The sequence below is a fragment of the Paraburkholderia sp. DD10 genome (genome assembly GCF_049177125.1).
Lineage (GTDB): Bacteria > Pseudomonadota > Gammaproteobacteria > Burkholderiales > Burkholderiaceae > Paraburkholderia > Paraburkholderia terricola.
This window is the reverse complement of the sequence record NZ_CP185392.1, coordinates 2289579-2310056: the sequence shown is the minus strand read 5'-3', so window position 1 is coordinate 2310056 and position 20478 is coordinate 2289579. Positions and strand designations below refer to the sequence as shown.

Below are 20478 nucleotides of genomic sequence, written 5' to 3'. Positions count from 1 at the left end.
GCGGCTATTGCTGGTTGGAAAAATATTAGAAAGACCGCTTAAGCGAGTTTTGCTGATATGCGGAGTGCATGAGCAAGCCAGGGAAGTCAATGCTTGTTTGCAATTGTTGATGTTCGTTGACTGGCTGATTGATCTGAAGTTTCGTAGAATCGCGCGGAGCGCGGTCGCTCGATCCAACAAGACGAGGCGGTATGGGAGCGCAGGACATAATCGGGGCAATAAATGGCGGACTCGCTCAGAGCGACCGTCTGCTGAAACTGGATAGTCCGCTGGGCGGTAATGTTCTTCTGCCGCAGCGGGTTATCGGCCATTCGCGGATTGGCCGCCATTACGAATTCACGGTCGATGTCGTTTCCACTTCCGGTGCCATTGAACTGAAGACGCTGATCGCCCAGCCCGTCACGCTGTGGATCCAGCAGACCGACAAATCCTATCTGCCTCATCACGGCTATGTGCATACCGCGCGACGCCTCGGCTCGGATAACGGACTCACGAGCTATCAGCTCGGCTTTGCCTCGTGGATGCACTTCCTGCGCTTTCGCAAGGACGCGCGGATCTGGCAGGACAAACCGGTCGATGAAATTCTCACCGATGTCTTCAACCTGCATCCACAGGCCCAGGGCGCATTCCGCTTTGCGCTGAGCCGGCCCCTGCCCCCGCGTTCGTTCTGCATGCAATACGAGGACGACTGGAATTTCGTGCATCGCCTGATGGAAAGCGAAGGGCTGTTCGGCTGTTTCGAGCAGGCTGGCGATGGCCAGTCACATACCCTTGTCGTGACAGACAACCTGGATACATTCCGGCCGCTCTCACCGCAGACGGTCCGGTTCTATCGAGCGGGTACGAACAGCGAAACCGATGCACTGGTTCAGTGGTCGGGCACAAGAACGCTTCAGAGCACCACGCTCACGACGCGCACCTTCGATTACAAGGCACCCGGTTCGTCGGCCAGTCCGAAGGGCACGACCGTGCCGACGCTTGCCACACAGGGCGACCTGCCCCAGCAGGCCGAAGTCTACGAATACACCGGCGCGTACACCTACGGCAGCCAGGACCGGGGCGATCATCTGTCGAAGATCCGCATGGAGGAATGGGAGTCGCGGGCGAAGCGCTTCTTCGGTTCAGGCGGCGTGAGACAGGCCGATGCGGGCCGCTGGTTCGAACTGGACGATCACCCCGGGCACGCTACCGACAGTGAGCAGAACCGGCAGTTCGCCATGATCGCAACGTCGTGGTTCATTGAAAACAACCTGCCGGTTTCGAGTCAGGCCGCCGATTTTCCGCATAGCCTGAAAGGCGGACTGGCGATGGTCCGGGCGAATCATGGAGGCATGGCCAGTGCGTTGACGGTCGCCCACGCCGATGGCAGCGAAGGCTTCTTCCTCGTTGAGATCGAGGCGCAACGCAAGGCCGTGCCCTACCGCAGTCCGTTCGAACATCACAAGCCGGAGATGCATCTGCAGTCGGCAATCGTCGTCGGCCCGGCGAACGAGGAGGTCTACACCGACGCACTCAACCGCATCAAGGTGCGCTTCCACTGGGACCGGCTCAACGACGGCGACGAGAAGGCATCATGCTGGCTGCGGGTCGCGATGTCGGATACGGGCGGCGGCTATGGCGGCGTGCATGTGCCGAGGATCGGCGAGGAAGTGCTGATCAACTGGACAGATGGCGACTGCGACAGGCCGCTCGTCACGGGCCGGGTGTATAACGGCGCGACGCAACCGCCCTGGCATTCGAACGGTCTGCTGTCGGGCTACAGGTCGAAGGAATATCAGGGCAGCGGCTACAACCAGATGGTGATGGACGATGCGACCGGCCAGAACCGCGTTCACCTCCATAGCAGCAGCACGAATGCGCATCTGCACCTGGGATACCTGATCGCCCAGACCGGCAACACACGCGGCGCGTATCTGGGCAGCGGTTTCGACCTGAAGTCCGACGCCTACGGCGCGGTGCGCGCCGGCCAGGGCCTGTACGTTTCCACGCATGCGAAACCGGCAGCGGGCCAGCAACTCGACGTGCGCGAGGCGAACTCGCAACTGGTGAATGCGGAAAGCGTGCTGGAAGCGCTGTCCGCGGCGAGCACCACGCATCAGGCTGAAAGCCTCGGGGACGGACACGCGGCACTGAAGTCGTTCACCGATGCTACGCGGAACAATGTTTCGGGTTCGTCGTCGGGTGGCAGGACGGCGGGCGGTGGAACGGGCAGTGCCAATGCGTTCAGGGAGCCGGTCATGCTGTTCGCCAGCCCGTCGGGCATCGCGTTGTCCACGCAGAAATCGGCCCATGTATCGGCGGACGAACACATCAACTTCGTAAGCGGTCAGGGCACGCACATCGCGACCGGCAAATCGCTGATCGCGAGCGTGGCCGGAAAACTCAGCCTGTTCGTGCAGAACGCGGGGATGAAGTTGTTCGCGGCCAGGGGTAAGGTCGAAGTTCAGGCGCACTCGGACAACATCGAACTGACGGCGCAGAAGACGATGAAGCTGCTGTCGGCAACAGAGAAGATCGAGGCGGCCGCGAAACAGGAAATTCTTCTGACATCGGGCGGTGCCTATATCCGCATCAAGGGCGGCAACATCGAGATTCATGCGCCTGGCAAGATCGATATCAAGGGCGCTCAGCATGCATTCTCCGGACCTGCACAGATGCCTTACCCGATCCCCCAGCTTCCGAAAAGCATCTGCGTCGAATGCATGATCCGCGCGGCGCAGGCGAAGATGCCCTTTGCAGCGAGCAGTTCATGACGACGCCAGACGAGCTTTTTTCGCAACTTCGCGCGCTGGCCGCCAGCCAGCCAGAAGGGCATGCGATGTATGCGCTGCTCGATAGTGCAATCTATGCCGGCGCGACGGCCAGCGACGGCGTTGGACTCTACGGCAATCTGGCAGCGCAGTTGCCGGGCGCGAGGATGGCTTCACTGTTCGCTCACGCGTTCGACGACACGCGAACGGAGGCCTCGCCGCTACTCGTCTCTCTTCCCGATCTGGACGGCGAACTGACAGGCAGGCTTGTTGCGCTGGCCGATAGGTACAGCCTCGCTAGCTGGTTGTGGTCGCCTCTTTCCATGGATGATCTTGCAAGGCATCTTGCGGCATTCATCCGCGCGGAGTTCGGCGGTACCGCGGTAATGCTGCGGCCGTACGACCCGCGCATCATGGCCGACACGATCGCGTGTTTCGACCCGGCGCGACAGGCGGCCCTGATGGCACCGGTTGAAGCGTGGGCGTATTTCGACGGCGATGAGGCGTTGAAGCGGCTGCCGCGGCCATTTGGACAACCATCGCCGATGGGCGTGACGGAGGCGATCAAGCTGAGTCGCGGCGAGCAGCAGCGGCTTGAACATCTGGCCAATCGGATTGCGCTCGAAGGGTATATCGAGTCGCACGCACCGGTGGTGTTCGACTCGCTGTCCGTCGCAGAACGCAAGATCTTCTGTGACGACCAGATAAAGATCGGCGCTCGCTTGAGCACCGACTCGATGGCCGATCTGCTCATCATCGCCACGCTTTCCTACGCTCACGGCGCGCAATGGATCGACTCCGAAGCGGTCGTCCCGCTGCTTCAGTCGGTGATGTCCGGTGCAGCATCGCTAAATCGCGTTGCCACAGCGATCGACGAACGTTTGAACCAACAACAGGTGTCCTGAAACGTTATGCGTCTTTTACTTCAAGTCTTTCTCGTTGCCTCACTGCTTGTCGCAACGACGGGATGCTCCCGGGCGAAGCCGATCAGTCTGGCCATCGAAGGCTATAACTATACGACCCGGTACATCGACAGCTTCACCGTCACGGATGAGCAAGGTAATGGAGCGTGGGGAGGAAACGTGTTCCTTAGCACCCCAACGTCGGGAGGGGGTGGGGGAACGTGCTGCGTCCTGTTAGACCCGAGCATGAAAAAGCCCGTCAGGCTACGGATCGACTGGACCATCGGACGGATTGACGACGAAAGCGGACACACCATTGCGCCGGGGCTCCGAAAGCAGGCGTGGGTATCGGTGAACCCTCCGTTTCCTGCTGACCCGCAAAACTTCGAGGTCCACTTCTATGCCGACGGACACGTCGAGGCAGCCGTGACGCATTGGTCGTCTCCGCCGCGCACCAAGCTGCCGGAAGGCCGCACGGAGCAGCCATGAGCGACGCCGCACTTCGTCCAGATGTCGCGCTGATCGACAAGCTGTCGCCGTCGGACCTGATAAAGCGAGCCGCCCAGATCGCGCCTGCGGCGATAGATCCGCCTCACAAGCAGGCGTCGTGCATCACTGATGTGTGGTTCAGCGCATTCTTCGACGGAACAAGCAACAGCCTGTACGATGAAGAGTCGCGACCGCACGACCAACAAGCCTATTCGAACGTGGCGAGGCTATTTATGGCCCACACGCCATCCAGCGCTTCACAAGGCGTTACCCGGGAATATCTCCAGGGCGTCGGCACCCAATTCCCGCAGATCGGTGATGCAGGCGGTGTCAGAGGCGCCGCGACGGGTTACATGGGGATGGAACGTATCGATTGGGCCGAAAAGCGTCTGAAATTTGCCATCGATACGCAAAGATCACATGGCCTGAAGATCAACACAGTACACGTCGCAGTATTCGGCTTCTCACGCGGTGCGACGCTCGCGCGGGCGTTCGTCAATCGCCTCGCGAAGCAGGCAAAACAACAGAACGGCCAATGGACTCGAGACGGCGCACGGTTCCGGATTTACTTCGTCGGCGTTTTCGATACGGTCGCGTCGGTGGGCATGCCGCGCGAGCACAACACCTATGCGAAGGAGCTCGGTATTCCGGCAATCGTCGAGCGGTGTGTGCATATGGTGGCAGCACACGAACTGCGGTTTGCCTTCCCGTTGGACTCGGTTCGTCGGGACGCACACTATCCGTCGAACACGGTTGAATATGTATACCCCGGCGTCCACTCGGACGTGGGTGGCGGTTACGCGGCAAACGAACAAGGACGGTCGAACGCCTATGCGAAGTTGCCGTTAAACATGATGTACCGCGAAGCGCAAATGGCGGGCGTGCCGCTTGTTCCCGTAGATAGGTTGCCAACGGCCGCGAAGGAACAACTGAGGGTAGACGCAAACGTACTGCCTTTCTTCCGAGCCTATATGAGCGCTTTCGAAGCCACGGGCTCGTCGGTCGAGGAACAGATGTTCGGCCATCTGAAGCTTTACTGGCGGTGGCGCAAGCTACGCATGAACAACGCGCAGGCACCGGTCGCCCAGCATCTTTCCGCGTTGTCGCAGCAAGCGAAGCAGGAAAATTCGTCACTGTATCAGCGACTGACTTCACTCAGGAACCAGGATTTTCGGGCGGCCAGATTCCGGGCTGAAGAGTTGCCTCTGACGCGAGACCCGGTCAGTCAACGTAACACCAACGCCTCACAGGAAGCGTCGCTGAACCAGCAGATTGCCACCAACAACCAGCTCGACACGGACAGGCTGCAGTCGAAGGAGGCCGACAGCACGTTATTGGGTGAGGCAAAGGCGTTGTCCCGCACGGTATCTGGTGGCTATGCATCTGCGTGGGAAAAGGCGGTGTGGGAGGCATGGAACGACCCGAGCCCACTTGCGCCAGAAGTCGCCGCGTTCTTCGACAACTATATTCATGACAGTCAGGCAGCGTGGAACCACTCGACCGATGCGGCAATCGTCGCCATGAACCAGATCGGTGCCGCGCAAACCTGCGGACACTATTTCACCCAGGTGGCCGCGAAATACTGCTCGGCAGTTGAAGACGAAAACAGGGCGGCTACGGTCCAGTATCTGCGTCCGCGCACACTGTTTTTCGGCGCTAGGGAGGCAGTCTTCTCAGCATCGGACACGAAGTTCTAGCCATTTTGCAGAGGCGAGGGAGCCTCCTTCAGTCGAACTGCGGCTGCCGACGCCGATCAGAAACGTCGGCCACTCGCCACAAAATCCTATTGCCCGCCCCCCGCACCCCCCGCCGCCTCCTCAAACCGCCGATTAGCCTCGGCCACCTCCACCCTGAACCGCTGCAACGCACTAACCGCCAGATCCGGCGGCGTAAGCGCGGCCCACAGAACATCGATCAACTGATCCGCGGTCGCGTCGATATCGATACGGCGTTTCGCCAGCGTGGCATCCCACAGCACGTGTTCCATCGGCCCGAACACCATCGAACGCAATAGCCGCAACGGCATATCCGTGCGAATCTGCCCGCTCTTCTGGCCTTGCGCCAGCACGCGCATCAACGGCGCGGTATAGCGGCGTTGCAGGTCCGTCAGCGCCTCGCTCAGTTCGTGATGCCGCGCGCGTCCTTCTGACAGCACCAGCGCGCACAGGTCGGTGCCGTTCACCAGCATCAAGCGCAAATGCGTGCGCACGATGAACGCAAACTGTTGCCGCACAGTGCCGTCGCGCGGCAAGCCCGACTCGATCGCCTCGATGATCTCGTCGTACCAATCGCCGATCACGCGCGCGCATAGCTCGCGCTTGCCGCGGAAATAACTGAACACCGTCGCCTCGGAGATGCCGAGGCGCTGCGCGATCTCCGCCGTCGTCGCGCGCTCGTAGCCTTTCTCGGCGAACACGTCGCGGCCCGCCTGAAGAATCTCCTTCACGCGCTGCTGCGACTTGCGCCCGGCCGGCTGGCGGCGCGAGGCGGGTAACTCGGCCTTCAGGGCAACCGTCATATGAGTCAAGTTCAGATTGATGAGGCGGCAAGCCCCGATAACCGCGATCCTATCACGTCGAACACGAGCGAAAACCACGAAACTCAATTTCTGAGTGACACTCAAAAATACCTATTGACGCTTACGTAAATCTGGCGTGAAATGCGCCTTGAACGTTTCGCGCCTCGTGCGTGGCGAGACGGCGGGCCGCAAGGCCATCGCCCTCCGCCGGGCCGCACTCGTACCCGCCGGCGCCCATCGTGGCAGGCCGGCCGCCAACGAACTCTGGAGACAACGCAATGAGCAACCTGCCCGGTTTGCGATTCCCGCTCGGCGAGGAAATCGAAATGCTGCGCGACAGCATCGCGGGATTCGCTGCCAAGGAAATCGCCCCACGCGCGGCGGAAATCGATCGCACCGATCAATTCCCCATGGACCTGTGGCGCAAGTTCGGCGATCTGGGCGTGCTCGGCATGACGGTCGCCGAGGAATACGGCGGCGCGAACATGGGCTACACCGCGCACATGATCGCGATGGAAGAGATCTCGCGCGCGTCGGCTTCGGTCGGTCTCTCTTACGGCGCGCATTCGAATCTGTGCGTCAACCAGATTCATCGCAACGGCACGGAAGCACAAAAACAAAAGTATCTGCCCAAGCTGGTTTCCGGCGAACACATCGGCGCACTCGCGATGAGCGAGCCGAACGCGGGCTCCGACGTGGTCAGCATGAAACTGCGCGCGGACAAAAAGGGCGATCACTACGTGCTCAATGGCACGAAGATGTGGATCACCAACGGCCCCGATTGCGACACGCTGGTTGTCTATGCCAAGACGGATCTCGAAGCGAATTCGCGCGGCATTACCGCGTTTATCGTCGAGAAAGGCATGAAGGGTTTCTCGGTGGCGCAAAAGCTCGACAAGCTCGGCATGCGCGGCTCGCATACCGGCGAACTGGTGTTCGAGAACGTCGAGGTGCCGGAGGAAAACATCCTCGGTCAGTTGAACGGCGGCGCGAAGGTGCTGATGAGCGGCCTCGATTACGAGCGCGCGGTACTCGCGGGCGGCCCCACTGGCATCATGGTCGCGGTTATGGACGCGGTCGTGCCGTATATCCATGACCGCAAGCAGTTCGGTCAGCCGATCGGTGAATTCCAGCTGATTCAAGGCAAGGTCGCCGATATGTACACCACGCTGCAAGCGTGCCGCGCGTATCTGTACGCGGTGGGCCGGCAACTCGACACGCTCGGCAAGGAGCACGTTCGCCAGGTGCGTAAAGACTGCGCCGGCGTCATTCTCTACACCGCCGAAAAGGCTACGTGGATGGCCGGCGAAGCGATCCAGATTCTCGGCGGCAACGGCTACATCAACGAATATCCGGTCGGCCGTTTGTGGCGCGATGCGAAGCTCTATGAAATCGGCGCGGGCACGAGCGAAATCCGTCGCATGCTGATCGGCCGCGAACTGTTCGCCGAAACGGCTTGATCCAAAGTACCGCGCCGCTCATTGAGCGCGCGCCTGAAAAAAGCGGCGACAGCAACCACCTCGCATGGGGAGAAGCCACGCAATGCCGATCATCGAATCAAAGCTGAATCCGCGCTCGGACGACTTTCGCGCCAACGCGGCGGCGCTCGAAGCGCTGGTCGCCGACCTTCGCGCGAAAATCGAGGCGCTCGCGCTGGGCGGCGGGCAAGCTGCGCGCGACAAACACACGGGACGCGGCAAACTGCTGCCGCGCGAGCGCATCGAAAAACTGCTCGATCCGGGCACGCCGTTTCTCGAGTTCTCGCAACTCGCGGCCTATGGCATGTATAACGACGACGCGCCGGGCGCGGGCGTCATCACCGGCATCGGCCGGATCGCGGGGCAGGAGTGCGTGATCGTCTGCAACGACGCGACGGTCAAGGGCGGCACGTACTATCCGGTCACCGTGAAAAAGCATGTGCGCGCGCAGGAAATCGCCGCGGAAAACCGCTTGCCGTGCGTGTATCTCGTCGACTCGGGCGGCGCGAACCTGCCGAATCAGGACGAGGTGTTCCCCGATCGCGATCACTTCGGCCGCATCTTCTACAACCAGGCGAATCTGTCGGCGGCGGACATTCCGCAGATCGCCGTCGTGATGGGCTCATGCACGGCGGGCGGCGCCTACGTGCCGGCCATGAGCGACGAGTCGATCATCGTCAAGAATCAGGGGACGATTTTTCTCGGCGGCCCGCCGCTCGTGAAAGCGGCAACCGGCGAAGTGGTGAGCGCGGAAGACCTGGGCGGCGGCGACGTGCATACGCGCCTTTCCGGCGTGGTGGATCATCTCGCGCAAAACGACGCGCATGCGCTGGCGATCGCGCGCAGCATCGTCGGCAATCTGAATCGCTCGAAGCAGGTGCCGCTCGCGTTGCAGGAGCCGAAGCCGCCGCGCTACGACGTGAAGAGCATGTACGGCGTGATTCCGGTGGATACGCGCAAGCCTTTCGATATCCGCGAGGTGATCGCGCGCATCGTCGACGATTCCGCGTTCGACGAATTCAAGGCGCGTTACGGCGCCACGCTCGTCACGGGCTTCGCGCATATCTGGGGGCATCCGGTCGGCATCATCGCGAACAACGGCATTCTGTTTTCGGAGTCGGCGCTCAAGGGCACGCACTTCATCGAACTGTGCTGCCAGCGCAAGATTCCGCTGGTGTTCCTGCAGAACATCACGGGCTTCATGGTGGGCCGCAAGTACGAAAACGAAGGCATCGCGCGCAACGGCGCGAAGATGGTGACGGCGGTGGCAACCGCAAAGGTGCCGAAGTTCACCGTGATCATCGGCGGCTCGTTCGGTGCGGGCAATTACGGCATGTGCGGCCGTGCCTATTCGCCGCGCTTTCTATGGTTGTGGCCGAACGCGCGCATTTCGGTGATGGGCGGCGAACAGGCGGCATCGGTGCTGGCCACGGTCAAGCGCGACGGGATCGAAGGCAAGGGCGGCGCGTGGAGCGCCGAAGAGGAAGAAGCGTTCAAGCAGCCGATCCGCGAGCAATACGAACATCAAGGTCATCCGTACTACGCGAGCGCGCGCCTGTGGGACGACGGCGTGATCGATCCGGCGCAAACGCGCGACGTGCTCGGTCTCGGCTTGTCGGCCGCGATGAACGCGCCGATCGAAGACACGCGCTTCGGCGTGTTCAGAATGTAATAGCGCGGCACGCGCGGGAGCGGCAACGATGCAATACGAAACGCTGAACCTCGGGATCGACGGCCGGGTCGCCACGGTCACGCTGAATCGCCCGGACGTGCGCAACGCGTTCAACGAAACGATGATCGCCGATCTGACCTCGGCCTTCACCGCGCTGAACGATCGCGACGACGTGCGCGCGGTCGTGCTCGCCGCGAACGGCAAGGCGTTCTGCGCGGGCGCGGACCTGAACTGGATGAAGAAGATGGCCGGCTACTCGGACGACGAGAACCGCGCCGATGCGATGCGGCTCGCGCACATGCTGTCGTCCATCTATCGCTGCAACAAGCCGGTGATCGCGCGGGTGAACGGCGACGCGTACGCGGGCGGCATGGGGCTGATCGCGGCGTGCGATATCGTCGTGGCGGTGGACAGTGCGCGCTTTTGTCTGTCCGAGGCACGGCTAGGTCTGATTCCGGCGACCATCGCGCCGTATGTGATCCGCGCGTTGGGCGAGCAGGCGTCGCGCCGCTACTTCACGACGGCCGAGCAGTTCGATTGCGCGACGGCGTGGCGTCTGGGTCTCGTCAGCGAAGCGGTGAGCGCGGAGCAACTCGACGCAACCGTCGAGCAAATCGCGGCAACGCTCTGCGCGAACGGCCCGCAAGCGGTGCGAGCCTGCAAGCAGCTCGTGCAGGACATTGCCGGGCAGGAGTTGAACGAGGCGATGATCGAGGACACGGCGACGCGCATCGCCCGCATTCGCGCCGGCGCGGAGGGCCGCGAAGGTGTCGCGTCGTTCCTCGAAAAACGCTCGCCCGCGTGGCGTGACTGAATGCGCAACCGGAGCGCAACGCACCCAGGCGCAAACGCAGGCGTTCATCACGACAACAGCCCCGAACCCGACACTTCATCGAGACACTTCATGTTCAACAAGATCCTGATTACCAACCGCGGCGAGATTGCGTGCCGCGTCGCCGCGACCTGCAAGCGGCTCGGCATCGCGAGCGTGGCCGTGTATTCCGATGCCGACGCCGACGCCAAACACGTGGCCGCGTGCGACGAGGCGGTGCACATCGGCGGCGCGACGGCGGCGGAGAGCTATCTGCGCATCGAGCGCATCATCGAGGCCGCGCGCGCAACCGGTGCGCAAGCGGTGCATCCGGGCTACGGCTTCCTCTCAGAGAACGAAGACTTCGCCTATGCATGCGAAAAAGCCGGCATCGTCTTCATCGGCCCGCCGGTCGAGGCCATCGCCGCGATGGGTTCGAAGGCGGCGGCGAAGGCGCTGATGCACGCAGCCGCGGTGCCGCTCGTGCCCGGTTATCACGGCGACGATCAGGACGCGCAGTTGCTGCATCGCGAGGCGGATGCGATCGGTTATCCGGTGCTGCTGAAGGCGAGCGCGGGCGGTGGCGGCAAGGGCATGCGCGTGGTCGAGCGCAGCGAGGATTTCGCCGCCGCGCTGGCCTCGTGCAAGCGCGAGGCGGCGAGCAGCTTCGGCAACGATCGCGTGCTGATCGAAAAGTATCTGACGCGGCCGCGTCACGTGGAAGTGCAAGTGTTCGCCGATCGCCACGGCGGCGCGGTGTATCTGTTCGACCGCGACTGTTCGGTGCAGCGGCGTCACCAGAAGGTGCTGGAAGAAGCGCCCGCGCCCGGCTTGCCCGCTGAAACGAGGCGCGCAATGGGCGAGGCGGCGGTGGCCGCGGCGCGCGCGGTGAATTACGTCGGCGCGGGCACGGTCGAGTTCATCATGACCTGCACGGGCGATTTCTACTTCATGGAAATGAACACGCGCCTACAGGTCGAGCATCCGGTCACGGAGATGGTGACGGGGCAAGATCTCGTGGAATGGCAACTGCGCGTTGCCGCCGGCGAAGCGCTGCCGCTCACGCAGCGGCAGTTGACAATCGACGGTCACGCAATCGAGGCGCGCATCTACGCCGAGCATCCGGCGCGCGGCTTCTTGCCGTCGACGGGTACGCTCAAGCATCTGCGCATGCCCGAGGCCGTGGAATTCACGCTGGGCGAAGCGGACCGCAAGGCGCCGGTGCGCATCGACAGCGGCGTGCGCGAAGGCGACACCATCACGCCGTTCTACGATCCGATGATCGCCAAGCTGATCGTCCACGGCGCCACGCGCGAGGACGCGCTCGCGCGTCTGAATCGCGCGCTGCGTGCATGCGAGGTGGTCGGCCCGCATACCAACGTCGAGTTCCTGCAACGCATCGTCACGAGCGAGCCGTTTGCAACCGGCGACCTCGACACGGGTTTGATCGAGCGTCATCACGATGCGTTGTTCGCGCCGGTGCGAAAGCCGTTCAAGGAGGCGCTCGCGCTCGCCTGCGCCGCGTTGCTCACGCGCGAGGGCGGCACCGCGCACGGCGCGTCGCCGTGGGACGCGTTATCGCATTGGCGCCTGAACGGCGGCTATACGCAAACGCTCGGCTGGCGCGATGTCGATAACGAAAGCGCATTCACCGTCACTTTTGCGCGCAACGGCGGCACGCAAACGCTCGAACACGACGGCGTGCGTGAAGACTTCACATGGTCGAGCGGTGCGGGCCGGCACGAGTTCCGCGCGACCCTCGGCGATGCGCGCGTGACGGGCCGCGTGTTCATCGACGGCGATACGTTCCATGTATTTTGCCTGGGCGAAGCCCTGGCATTCGAGTGGCAGAATCTGCTCGCGCATGCCGCGGACGCCGAAGGCCACGAAGGCCGTTTGACCGCGCCGATGCCGGGCAAGGTGATCGCGGTGCTGGTGGAACCGGGCACGGTGGTGGAGAAGGGCACGCCGCTGATCGTGATGGAGGCGATGAAAATGGAGCACACGATCGGCGCGCCGGCGGCGGGTACGGTGTCGGAAGTGTTGTATGCGGTCGGCGACCAGGTAGCCGACGGCGCGCAGCTTCTGGTTCTCGACATGCAATGACCTCGTGGAGCGGATCAGGCGAGGCGCGTATAGCCGACGGCGCGCGCTTCGTTTTCCAGTTGCTCGATCCGTTCGTAATCCGTGAGCGGTAGCGCGGAAAAGCCCTGCAAACGCAGACGTTTCGCGCGCTCGGGCTGCGTGGTGAGCGCTTCGTTCAGCGCCTCGCGCAATGCTTCGATGGTGGCTTGCGGCACGGTATCCGCTGCGATCAGCGGCAAACCCGGCGCTGCCGCCGTCATGCCGATCCGGCGAACCTGCCGGGCAAGCTCCGGCATTTCATCGCAGACGAAAGCGAACGTCACGCAGTCGATCGCGGCGACGTCCGCGCGATGCTCCGCCACCGCCCGCAACGAACCGAGGTGCGAACCGGTGCGTATCACCGTGCTGAAAAACGCGCCGTCGCGCGCAAGCGGCGCCACCGCGTGGCGAAACACGTTCATGCCGCTATTGGAATCGTCCTGATTGTAGGCGGCGCGCGCACCGCGGCAATTCGCGAGCGTGTCGAATTGGGCGTCCGCTCGCGTTACCAGCACGCTCGAATAATGCGCGCCCTCGCAGCCGGGTGCGTCGAAACGCGGTGTCGCGATCAATTGCACCTGCTCATGCAAGCCGTGCATCAGCGGATAGCCGCAGGTCTGCGAGATCAGCAGGTTGGGACGCCGCCAGAAGCCGTGCAACTCCTCGTCCGGCTCGACGATGCGGCACGCCGGCTTGACCATGCGCAGCACGTCGGCGAGCCACGCGCGCCATTCGGTGGCGAGAGCGGGCGTGACGTCGTACATCGGCAGGGCGGCGATCCAGGTCATGGGCGCGATTCTGACACGGCTAATGTCTAATCATTCGGAATTCGTCGAGGCCGAGCCGCACCGGCTCCGTTGGCTTGAACGTCCATTTGCGCGCCGCGACCGTCAGGATTTCCCCTTGCGCGTGTTCGAATGCGACGAGCAGGTCTTTCCTTCGACTGCTCGCAGCCCCGCAAAAAGCCATCAGTGCCTCCGCGCTGATCTCGAAGACTTGCGCGCGATCGTCGCGGCACACCCGGAATGCGACGGTTGCGCGTTCGGTGACACAAGGCCTGAATCCTTCATCGACATAGACCGACATAGCGTTCTCCCGCTGCACGCCTGGATGGTCAGGATAACAAGCCGTCAGTTTTTCGGTATGTTGGAAAACCGGCATTCACGGTGAAATGGTTAAGTCCCTCACAGCGACGAATAGAAAGCGGCAGGTGTTTTTATCCCGCAAGCTTGGTAATCGTCTTTGTCTTCTCCCCGATATTCGACCGTTCCTTTTGGAGAAGCGCTGCCTAAACCCGCTTCGGCCATTGCGAGTTCGCGCAAGCTCATCACAGGGAGGGAGTAGACGATCGGAACTGCGGCGCATACGCGACCTCCGACCAGCGAAACGGCAACGCCTCGCGACTGCGCCGCACCTCGGTAATGCGAAAGCGGACGAGGCGTTGCGCGAGCGGAAAATCGGCCAGTTCCGAACCGTCCCAGACGATCTCCGCGCGCGCCGCGACGTACAGCAAATCGCCGCTCGCGAAGTCGATGAACAGCAAGCCGGCGCGCGGGTCGTGACTCAGATTGCCCAGCGTATTGAAGAAGCGATTGCCGCTGAAGTCGGGCGTGGTGAGCGTGACGGCGTCGTCGACGCGCACGAAACCCGGCATGCCGCCGCGATGCGAAACGTCGACACCGCGCGCCGGGCCCGCTTCTTCAGCCACGTTCGCGCTGGCGATAAAAAAGGTGTCCGCGTTAGCCAGCAGCGCGCGGTCCGCGTCGCTCAGTTGCGTCGCAATCTGCGCGGCAGTGTCCGCGCCCGCTGCGCCGCGCGCGACGAAGGTCGGCGCGCGGCTCTGAATGTACTTTGCGCAATTGCCGAAGCTCTGCATGACTTCGAGCATGACCGTATCGCCCGTCACCGAAGTCACGATGCCGTTGACGCGGTTACGCCGCCGCGTCTGCGGCTGCAGAGCGAGGCCGCCGATCATCGTGCCGGCTTGCCAGCGCCCGGCGAGCGGATCGCCGGATAGCACCCCGCCCTCGATTCTCAACGTGCGCGCATCGGGCGACGACACGAAGCCCGGCGCCGCCGCGCGCACCGTCGCCCAGGGCTGGCCGTCGGCGTCGAGACCGCCGAACACCATGAAGGGCTGCGCCGAAAAGAACTGCCGGTGCTGGTCCGGCATGTAGCGGCGGATGCCGCGACGGCCGAGCGCTTGCGCCTCCGTTGCGACGCCGGCGCGGCGTTGCACCGCCAGTTCGCCGGAATGGAAAGGCGGATCGACGAGATCCAGCCCTGGCTGTGCATGGGAAGAAACGTCGGACATATCGGACTCCGGTGGTGGTCGCGCCTGCGGTTTTTTCGCTCAGCCGGCGAGCAGGCCGGCTTTCGTCGCCGGCATCGCGATGAAGCGCGGCAGCGCTTCGATACGGGAAAGCCAGCCGCGTAGGTTCGGATACGGTTCGAGCGATATGCCGCCTTCAGGCGCATGCGCGATGTAGGTGTAGGCGGCGATGTCCGCGATGGTCACGTTGTCTCCCGCCGCGAAGCGTTTGCCGGCCAGTTCCGCGTCGAGCACGTCGAACAGCTTGACGGCGATCTTCTGCGCGGTTTCCAGATCGAGCGGCGCGCCGAATACCGTGACGAGCCGGGCCGCGCACGGTCCATACGCGATCTGTCCGGCTGCCAGCGAGAGCCATCGTTGCACCGCCGCGGCGCCGAGGGCGTCGTCGGGCAGCCATGACGGGTCGCCATAGCGTTTCGCCAGGTACACGAGAATGGCGTTCGAATCGAACAACACGGTGTCGCCGTCCTCGATCGTCGGCACCTGGCCGAACGGGTTGAGTTGCAGATACTCAGGACGGCGATTGTCGCCCGCGCGCATGTTCAGTTCGATCGTTTCGAAAGGCAGATCGAGCAGTGTGAGGAACAGTTTGACGCGGTGCCCGTGCCCGGAGCGCTGCGTGGTGTGAAGGCGGATCGGCTGGACGGGTCTGTCGGCGGGCATTGCAATGCTCCTTGATCGGAAGGGCCGATGGCGTTCGGCGGGAATGAGGCAAGCTTAGCCGCATGCGGCGTCGGGCAGAAGACTGCTAAGCTGGGAAACATAATCAATCGAAGATGGACAATCGGCGACATGGCGGATCTAAGAGATGTCAATCTGAACCGGCTGGCGGTTTTCGTCGCGGTGGTCGAGGCGGGTTCCTTGACCGCGGCCGCGGCGCGTCTCGGGCTCACGAAGACGATGGTCAGCACGCATATACAGCGGCTCGAACGCGAGATCGGCGCGGGCCTGTTGATCCGCACGACGAGGCGGCTCAGCGTGACCGAGAGCGGGCGCGCGTTCTACGATGCGAGCTGCAAGATCCTGCAGGCGGCGGAGGAAGCGCTGTCGGCCGTGTCGGGCGAATCGGCGCCGCTGCGCGGCACCTTGCGCGTGAGCGCGCCGATCGATTACGGGTCATTGGTGGTGACGCCCGCGCTGGTCGAGATGCGCGCGGCGTATCCGCAACTCGACATCGAACTCGTGTGCAGCGACCATTACGTCGATCTGATCGCGGAGGGCATCGACGTCGCCATCCGTCTGGGGCAATTGGCGGATTCGGGCTACCGGGCGGTGAAGATCGGCGGGTTCGTCAAATGGGTCGTCGCCAGTCCCGCATTCATCGAGAAATGGGGCAAGCCGAAAACGCCGGCCGCGCTCGCGGCCTTGCCTCACGTCGCACTTTCCGTGCTGCCGCATCCGTTGACACTCGATTTGCAGCGCGCGAACGGCGCGAGGCAAAGCGTGCGCTGCGAGAACGCGCTGCTGGTGAACACGGCCGATGCCGCGCGCGCGGCGACGCTCGCGGGCGGCGGCTTTGGCTTGCTGACCGACTTTTCCATCACGGCGGATGTGGCGGCGGGCCGGCTGGTTCGTCTGCTGCCAGCTTGGGCCGGCAGGCCGAAGGGCATCCATGCGGTGTTTCCGCCCACCCGTTACCCGACGGCCAAGGTCCGCGCGTTGATCGACGTGATCAGGAAGCGGCTGGAGACGCAAGTGTGAGAGGCGGCGCGCAGAGATCGTGAAGCATCGCGGCTACCTCCTGCACGGTCCCGTCGACTGCCTAAGCTGCAATTCGGCATGCACCTCATGTCCGGCGTGTTCGTGTCGCGGATGCTTGCCGTCGAGCACGTCGAGCAGATGTTGCGCGGTGAGCCGCCCGATCGCGTAGGTATCGACACGCATGGTCGTGAGCGCGGGGCGCAGTTCTTTCGCGATCTCCAGATCGTCGAAGCCGGTCACGGACAATTCATCGGGAATCGCGATGCCCAGGTCTTCCGCTTCGCGCAGCACGCCGATCGCGATGTGATCGTTGCCGCAGATGATCGCGCTCGGGCGTTCGCCGGGCGCTTGCCAGATCGCGCGCAGACAGCGCCGTCCAAAACCGATCGTCGATTCGCCTTCGAGCATGTGCTCCGGCCGCACCGCGAGGCCGTGGCGTTCGAGCGTCGCGCGAATGCCCGCGACGCGCGCCTGCACGCGATCGTTGTCGCGCGTCGGCTGAATGCAGACCGCGAACGAGCGGTGCCCGAGGCCGATCAGATGTTCGGCGATCTCCACGTAGGCCGCGTGATTGTCGAAGCCGATGCAGGTGTGCGGACTGTCCCCGCGATACGCATACGTGACCGCATACGGCACGCGGTAGAGGCGCAACGCATCGAACAGTTCCGGCGGATGCGCCTCGCCCACCACCGCCATCGCCTCCACGCCGCGCGCGAGCATCGCGCGCACCTGCACGAGCGCCTGCGCGGGATCGTAGTTCGAGCAGCCGAGCACGAGCGTGATGCCGCGCGCGGCGAACGCGGCCTGCATGCCGCTCACCTGCGAGGCGAACACCTGATCGTCCAGCGTCGGAATGATGATGCCGGCAATGTGGCTGCGCGTGGACGCAAGCGCGCGGCCCGCCGCGTTCGGAAACCAGTTCAGCGCGAGCGCGGCTTGCTCGACGCGTTCGCGCACGTTCGCCGACACTTTGTCCGGCTCGTTGTAGACCCGCGATACGGTCGCCGTCGATACGCCCGCGAGCTTCGCGACGTCGGACAGCACCGTGCGGCCGGTGTTGCGGCGGGCGCGGTTCGTCTGGGTGCGGGCGGTGGTCGGGGAGTCGAGGGAGTCGGGCATCGGGTTATCGAAAACGGTGAGTCGGCGCGCGCGCTATCTTACCGCCGCGTGTGCGCGAGCGTGGCCGGGAATGACGAGCGGTTCTGCGCAACCTCCGCCGGCTAGAGCCCACGAACCTCGCCCTCGTTGAGCGCCGCGATCCGCTGACGGAAATGCTCGGTGCCGGCGACGATCTTGTCGAGCACCGCATCGAGCGCCCAGAAGCGTTCGCGCACGTCGTAGTCGATCACGCGGCAGCGAATCGAATCGAAGGTGCCGATGCGCTGGTGGTACATCTTCGCGAGCGCGGGATAGCCGAGCGATTCGGATACGGCGGCGAGTACGAGAAACGTTGCCAGTTCCTCGGCGAGCGCCGGGTCTCGCGCCGCATCGTTGCGCAGCCAGTTGTACAGATCGGGATGAAAGTTCGTGAAGACGCCGTTGAAACCCGCGGAGCCCGCCTTCATCGCGTCCCATGCGATGGCCGCGTTCGCGTTCAGGATCTTCAGCGGCGAACCCTGCGCAAGCGCGACGCGGCGCTTCACGGTCGCGAGATCGCAGCTCACGTCCTTCAGCATGATGAAGCGGCCGGTGTCGATGCACATCTTCAACTCGTCGTCGGAAAGCAGACGCCGATACGGCGCCGGACATTCGTACAGACCGAGCGGCATATCGGACGGCAGGCGCGCGAGGAGCCGTTCGAGGTTCGCGGCGAACGCGTGGGTTCCCTCGCGATCGGGATCGAGCCGGTTCGTCACGAGCACGACGCCTTGCGCGCCGGTCGAGGCGGCGACGCTCAGTTCCTCGGCCTGCGCGTCGGGGTCGTCGCTGATGTGGCCGGACACGACGACAGGCATGCGGCCCGCGACTTTCTCGACGACGAAGCGTCCCAGCGCGCCGCGTTCCGCGAGCGTCAGAAACTGCATCTCGCTCGACTGCGCGACGGCGAACAGCGCGTCCGAGCCGTGCGCGATGTACCACTCGATCAGACGTTCGAGCCCGGTGTAGTCGATTGCGCCGGCGTCGTCGAACGGCGTCAGCATCACGGGGACGATGCCTTCGACTGAAGCGGTGGTCTGCTTGATGTTGGTCATGCTGTTGATCTCCAGGAAAGAATTCGGTTATTCGGCAACGACAGCGGCAACGACAGCGGCAGCGGCAGGCGCGTTCATGCAGGCGCTTGCACGGCTTCGCCGGCAGCGGGCTGGTCCTCGATCGGCTTGCGCACGAACAGCAGATAGCTCATCGCGCCGATAAACGCGATGCCGGCGGCGGTCAGCAGCGCGGGCACGAACGACCACGTCTGCGCGATGTAGCCGGTCAGGATCGGCGCGAGCGCGCCGCCCAGAAAGCCGCCGAAATTCTGGATCGCGCCGAGCGAGCCGACGCGGTTGGGCGGCGCGGCGGCGGTGGCTAGCGCCCAGGAACTCGCGGAGGCCGCGTTCGCGAGGAAGATCACCACCGAGATGCACACGATCGCGATGGTGTTGCTCTGCACGAGCGCCGCCGGAATGGTGAACGCGACCATGCCGAGCATCGCGATCACCACCGCATTGCGGCGGCTCGCGACCGGGCTCGCGCTGCGGCTCGTGATGAGATCGGAAAACCAGCCGGCCGTGAGCGCGCCCAGAAAGCCGCAGAAAAACGGTATGGATGCCGCGACGCCCGTATGCATCAGGCTCATGTGGCGCTCCATCGTCAGATAGCCGGGCAGCCATGTGAGGTACACCCAGTTCAGATACACCGAGCCGAAGAAGCCGATCAGCATGCCCCACGTGGTGCCGTGCGAGAACAACGAGCGCCAGTCGGCGAACGTGAGCGCGGGCGCCGGTTCGAGGTCCGCGTCGTCGCCTTCGAGGTAGTGGCGTTCGGCTTCGGTCATCGTGGCCTTGACCGGGTCGCGATACACCGCGAGCCATACGGCCGCCACGATCAGACCCGCCACGCCCGTCACGATGAAGGCCCAACGCCAGTTCAGATGCACCACGAGGATCGACAGGCAGAGCGGCGCGAGCGCCGTGCCGAGCGGCGACGCCGAGTTGAAGATGCCGGTCGGCTTGCCGCGCGCGCGCAGCGGGAACCAGTTGCTGACCACGCGTGCCGCCGACGGAAACTGCGGCGCCTCGCCGATGCCGAGCGCGATCCGCGCGAGGATGAACCAGCCGAAGGTCGAGACGAAGCCGCCGGCCGCCTGCGCGAGCGACCAGACGATCAGCCCGATGCCGAGCAGCTTGCGCGGTCCGATCCGGTCGACCAGACCGCCCACCGGCAACTGGAACAGCGCATAGCTCCACGAGAACGCGGAGAGCAGCAGCCCCATCTGTCCGAGCGAGAGACCGAGGTCGTGCCGGATCAGCGGATTGGCGACCGCGAGCGTGCCACGGTCCAGATAGTTGACGATGCCGCTCACCATCAGCAGCGTGAGCGCCACGATCTGCGCGCGGCGGATTGTCGGCGGCGCCTGCTCGAGGCTCGGGGGTGTGCTCATGACCGTTTGTCTCCGTTTCATGTCTTCGGTTGAAGTAGGGCGGACCGCGCCGATGCGTTGCCGGGCGGGGGAAGTTGCCTGGGTGTCGGGTGTGCGCAAGCGGTGGCGAGGCACA

General features: G+C 63.8%; 16 protein-coding genes and 1 pseudogene. 9 read left to right on the top strand and 8 right to left on the bottom strand.

Features of this window, described 5'->3' with window-relative positions; all coding sequences use genetic code 11:
• Nucleotides 1-191: 191 nt before the first annotated feature.
• Genes ACOCG7_RS10515 through ACOCG7_RS10500 form a run of 4 tightly spaced genes read left to right on the top strand, consistent with a single transcriptional unit; the run spans nt 192 to nt 5838 of the window.
• Nucleotides 192-2753 (top strand): type VI secretion system Vgr family protein, encoded by a 2562-nt coding sequence (locus ACOCG7_RS10515; RefSeq protein WP_421375398.1) that lies wholly within the window; start codon nt 192-194, stop codon nt 2751-2753.
• On the top strand, nt 2750-3655 hold the full coding sequence (locus tag ACOCG7_RS10510; RefSeq protein ID WP_421375396.1) for a DUF4123 domain-containing protein: 906 nt from the start codon (nt 2750-2752) through the stop codon (nt 3653-3655). Before ACOCG7_RS10515 ends, ACOCG7_RS10510 begins: the two co-directional genes overlap by 4 nt.
• A 6-nt stretch (nt 3656-3661) precedes the next feature.
• Nucleotides 3662-4141 (top strand): DUF3304 domain-containing protein, encoded by a 480-nt coding sequence (locus ACOCG7_RS10505; protein ID WP_421375394.1) that lies wholly within the window; start codon nt 3662-3664, stop codon nt 4139-4141.
• Nucleotides 4138-5838 carry a phospholipase effector Tle1 domain-containing protein gene (locus tag ACOCG7_RS10500; RefSeq protein ID WP_421375392.1) on the top strand — a complete coding sequence of 567 codons (1701 nt, stop codon included), beginning with the start codon at nt 4138-4140 and terminating at the stop codon, nt 5836-5838. The genes ACOCG7_RS10505 and ACOCG7_RS10500 overlap by 4 nt, the downstream gene beginning before the upstream one ends.
• Nucleotides 5839-5924: 86 nt before the next feature.
• Here the strand turns inward: ACOCG7_RS10500 and ACOCG7_RS10495 are convergent, their stop codons facing one another.
• Nucleotides 5925-6659: a TetR/AcrR family transcriptional regulator gene (locus ACOCG7_RS10495; protein ID WP_421375390.1), complete on the bottom strand. Its 735-nt coding sequence runs from the start codon at nt 6657-6659 to the stop codon at nt 5925-5927.
• 278 nt (nt 6660-6937) lie between these two features.
• On the opposite strand from ACOCG7_RS10495, the gene ACOCG7_RS10490 reads away from it, so the two are divergent.
• The 4 genes from ACOCG7_RS10490 (at nt 6938) to ACOCG7_RS10475 (ending at nt 12726) form a co-directional block, all read left to right on the top strand.
• Complete coding sequence (locus tag ACOCG7_RS10490; RefSeq protein WP_421375388.1) at nt 6938-8119, top strand: isovaleryl-CoA dehydrogenase; 1182 nt, start codon at nt 6938-6940, stop codon at nt 8117-8119.
• A gap of 82 nt (nt 8120-8201) precedes the next feature.
• The gene (locus ACOCG7_RS10485; protein ID WP_421375386.1) at nt 8202-9809 is read left to right on the top strand and encodes a carboxyl transferase domain-containing protein; all 1608 of its coding nucleotides are present in this window, start codon (nt 8202-8204) and stop codon (nt 9807-9809) included.
• Between the two features lie 28 nt (nt 9810-9837).
• The gene (locus ACOCG7_RS10480) at nt 9838-10623 is read left to right on the top strand and encodes an enoyl-CoA hydratase/isomerase family protein (RefSeq protein WP_421375384.1); all 786 of its coding nucleotides are present in this window, start codon (nt 9838-9840) and stop codon (nt 10621-10623) included.
• A 90-nt stretch (nt 10624-10713) separates the two neighbouring features.
• Complete coding sequence (locus ACOCG7_RS10475; protein ID WP_421375382.1) at nt 10714-12726, top strand: acetyl/propionyl/methylcrotonyl-CoA carboxylase subunit alpha; 2013 nt, start codon at nt 10714-10716, stop codon at nt 12724-12726.
• A 14-nt stretch (nt 12727-12740) separates the two neighbouring features.
• On the opposite strand, the gene ACOCG7_RS10470 is transcribed toward ACOCG7_RS10475, so the two are convergent.
• The 4 genes and pseudogenes from ACOCG7_RS10470 to ACOCG7_RS10455 all read right to left on the bottom strand — a co-directional run bounded on the left by ACOCG7_RS10470 (nt 12741) and on the right by ACOCG7_RS10455 (nt 15739).
• Entirely contained in the window at nt 12741-13532 is a 792-nt protein-coding gene (locus tag ACOCG7_RS10470) for a phosphate/phosphite/phosphonate ABC transporter substrate-binding protein (protein WP_083080962.1), read from the bottom strand.
• Nucleotides 13533-13551: 19 nt separating this feature from the next.
• Nucleotides 13552-13830 carry a DUF1488 family protein gene (locus tag ACOCG7_RS10465; RefSeq protein WP_073429221.1) on the bottom strand — a complete coding sequence of 93 codons (279 nt, stop codon included), beginning with the start codon at nt 13828-13830 and terminating at the stop codon, nt 13552-13554.
• 265 nt (nt 13831-14095) lie between these two features.
• A pseudogene (locus ACOCG7_RS10460) lies at nt 14096-15173 on the bottom strand (pyridoxamine 5'-phosphate oxidase family protein); the annotation flags it as partial.
• Nucleotides 15098-15739 carry a glutathione S-transferase family protein gene (locus ACOCG7_RS10455; protein WP_154872665.1) on the bottom strand — a complete coding sequence of 214 codons (642 nt, stop codon included), beginning with the start codon at nt 15737-15739 and terminating at the stop codon, nt 15098-15100. The gene ACOCG7_RS10455 and the pseudogene ACOCG7_RS10460, both read right to left, overlap by 76 nt.
• 129 nt (nt 15740-15868) lie before the next feature.
• Here ACOCG7_RS10455 and ACOCG7_RS10450 point away from each other — a divergent pair, with 129 nt between their 5' ends.
• Entirely contained in the window at nt 15869-16777 is a 909-nt protein-coding gene (locus ACOCG7_RS10450) for a LysR family transcriptional regulator (RefSeq protein ID WP_244745308.1), read from the top strand.
• A gap of 33 nt (nt 16778-16810) precedes the next feature.
• Here the strand turns inward: ACOCG7_RS10450 and ACOCG7_RS10445 are convergent, their stop codons facing one another.
• The 3 genes from ACOCG7_RS10445 to ACOCG7_RS10435 form a co-directional block, all read right to left on the bottom strand.
• A complete protein-coding gene (locus tag ACOCG7_RS10445; RefSeq protein ID WP_244745307.1) occupies nt 16811-17896 on the bottom strand; it encodes a LacI family DNA-binding transcriptional regulator in 1086 nt (361 codons plus the stop codon).
• Between the two features lie 101 nt (nt 17897-17997).
• Nucleotides 17998-18969: a dihydrodipicolinate synthase family protein gene (locus ACOCG7_RS10440; protein ID WP_083080956.1), complete on the bottom strand. Its 972-nt coding sequence runs from the start codon at nt 18967-18969 to the stop codon at nt 17998-18000.
• Between the two features lie 74 nt (nt 18970-19043).
• Nucleotides 19044-20363: an MFS transporter gene (locus ACOCG7_RS10435; protein ID WP_244745305.1), complete on the bottom strand. Its 1320-nt coding sequence runs from the start codon at nt 20361-20363 to the stop codon at nt 19044-19046.
• Between the last annotated feature and the right edge of the window lie 115 nt (nt 20364-20478).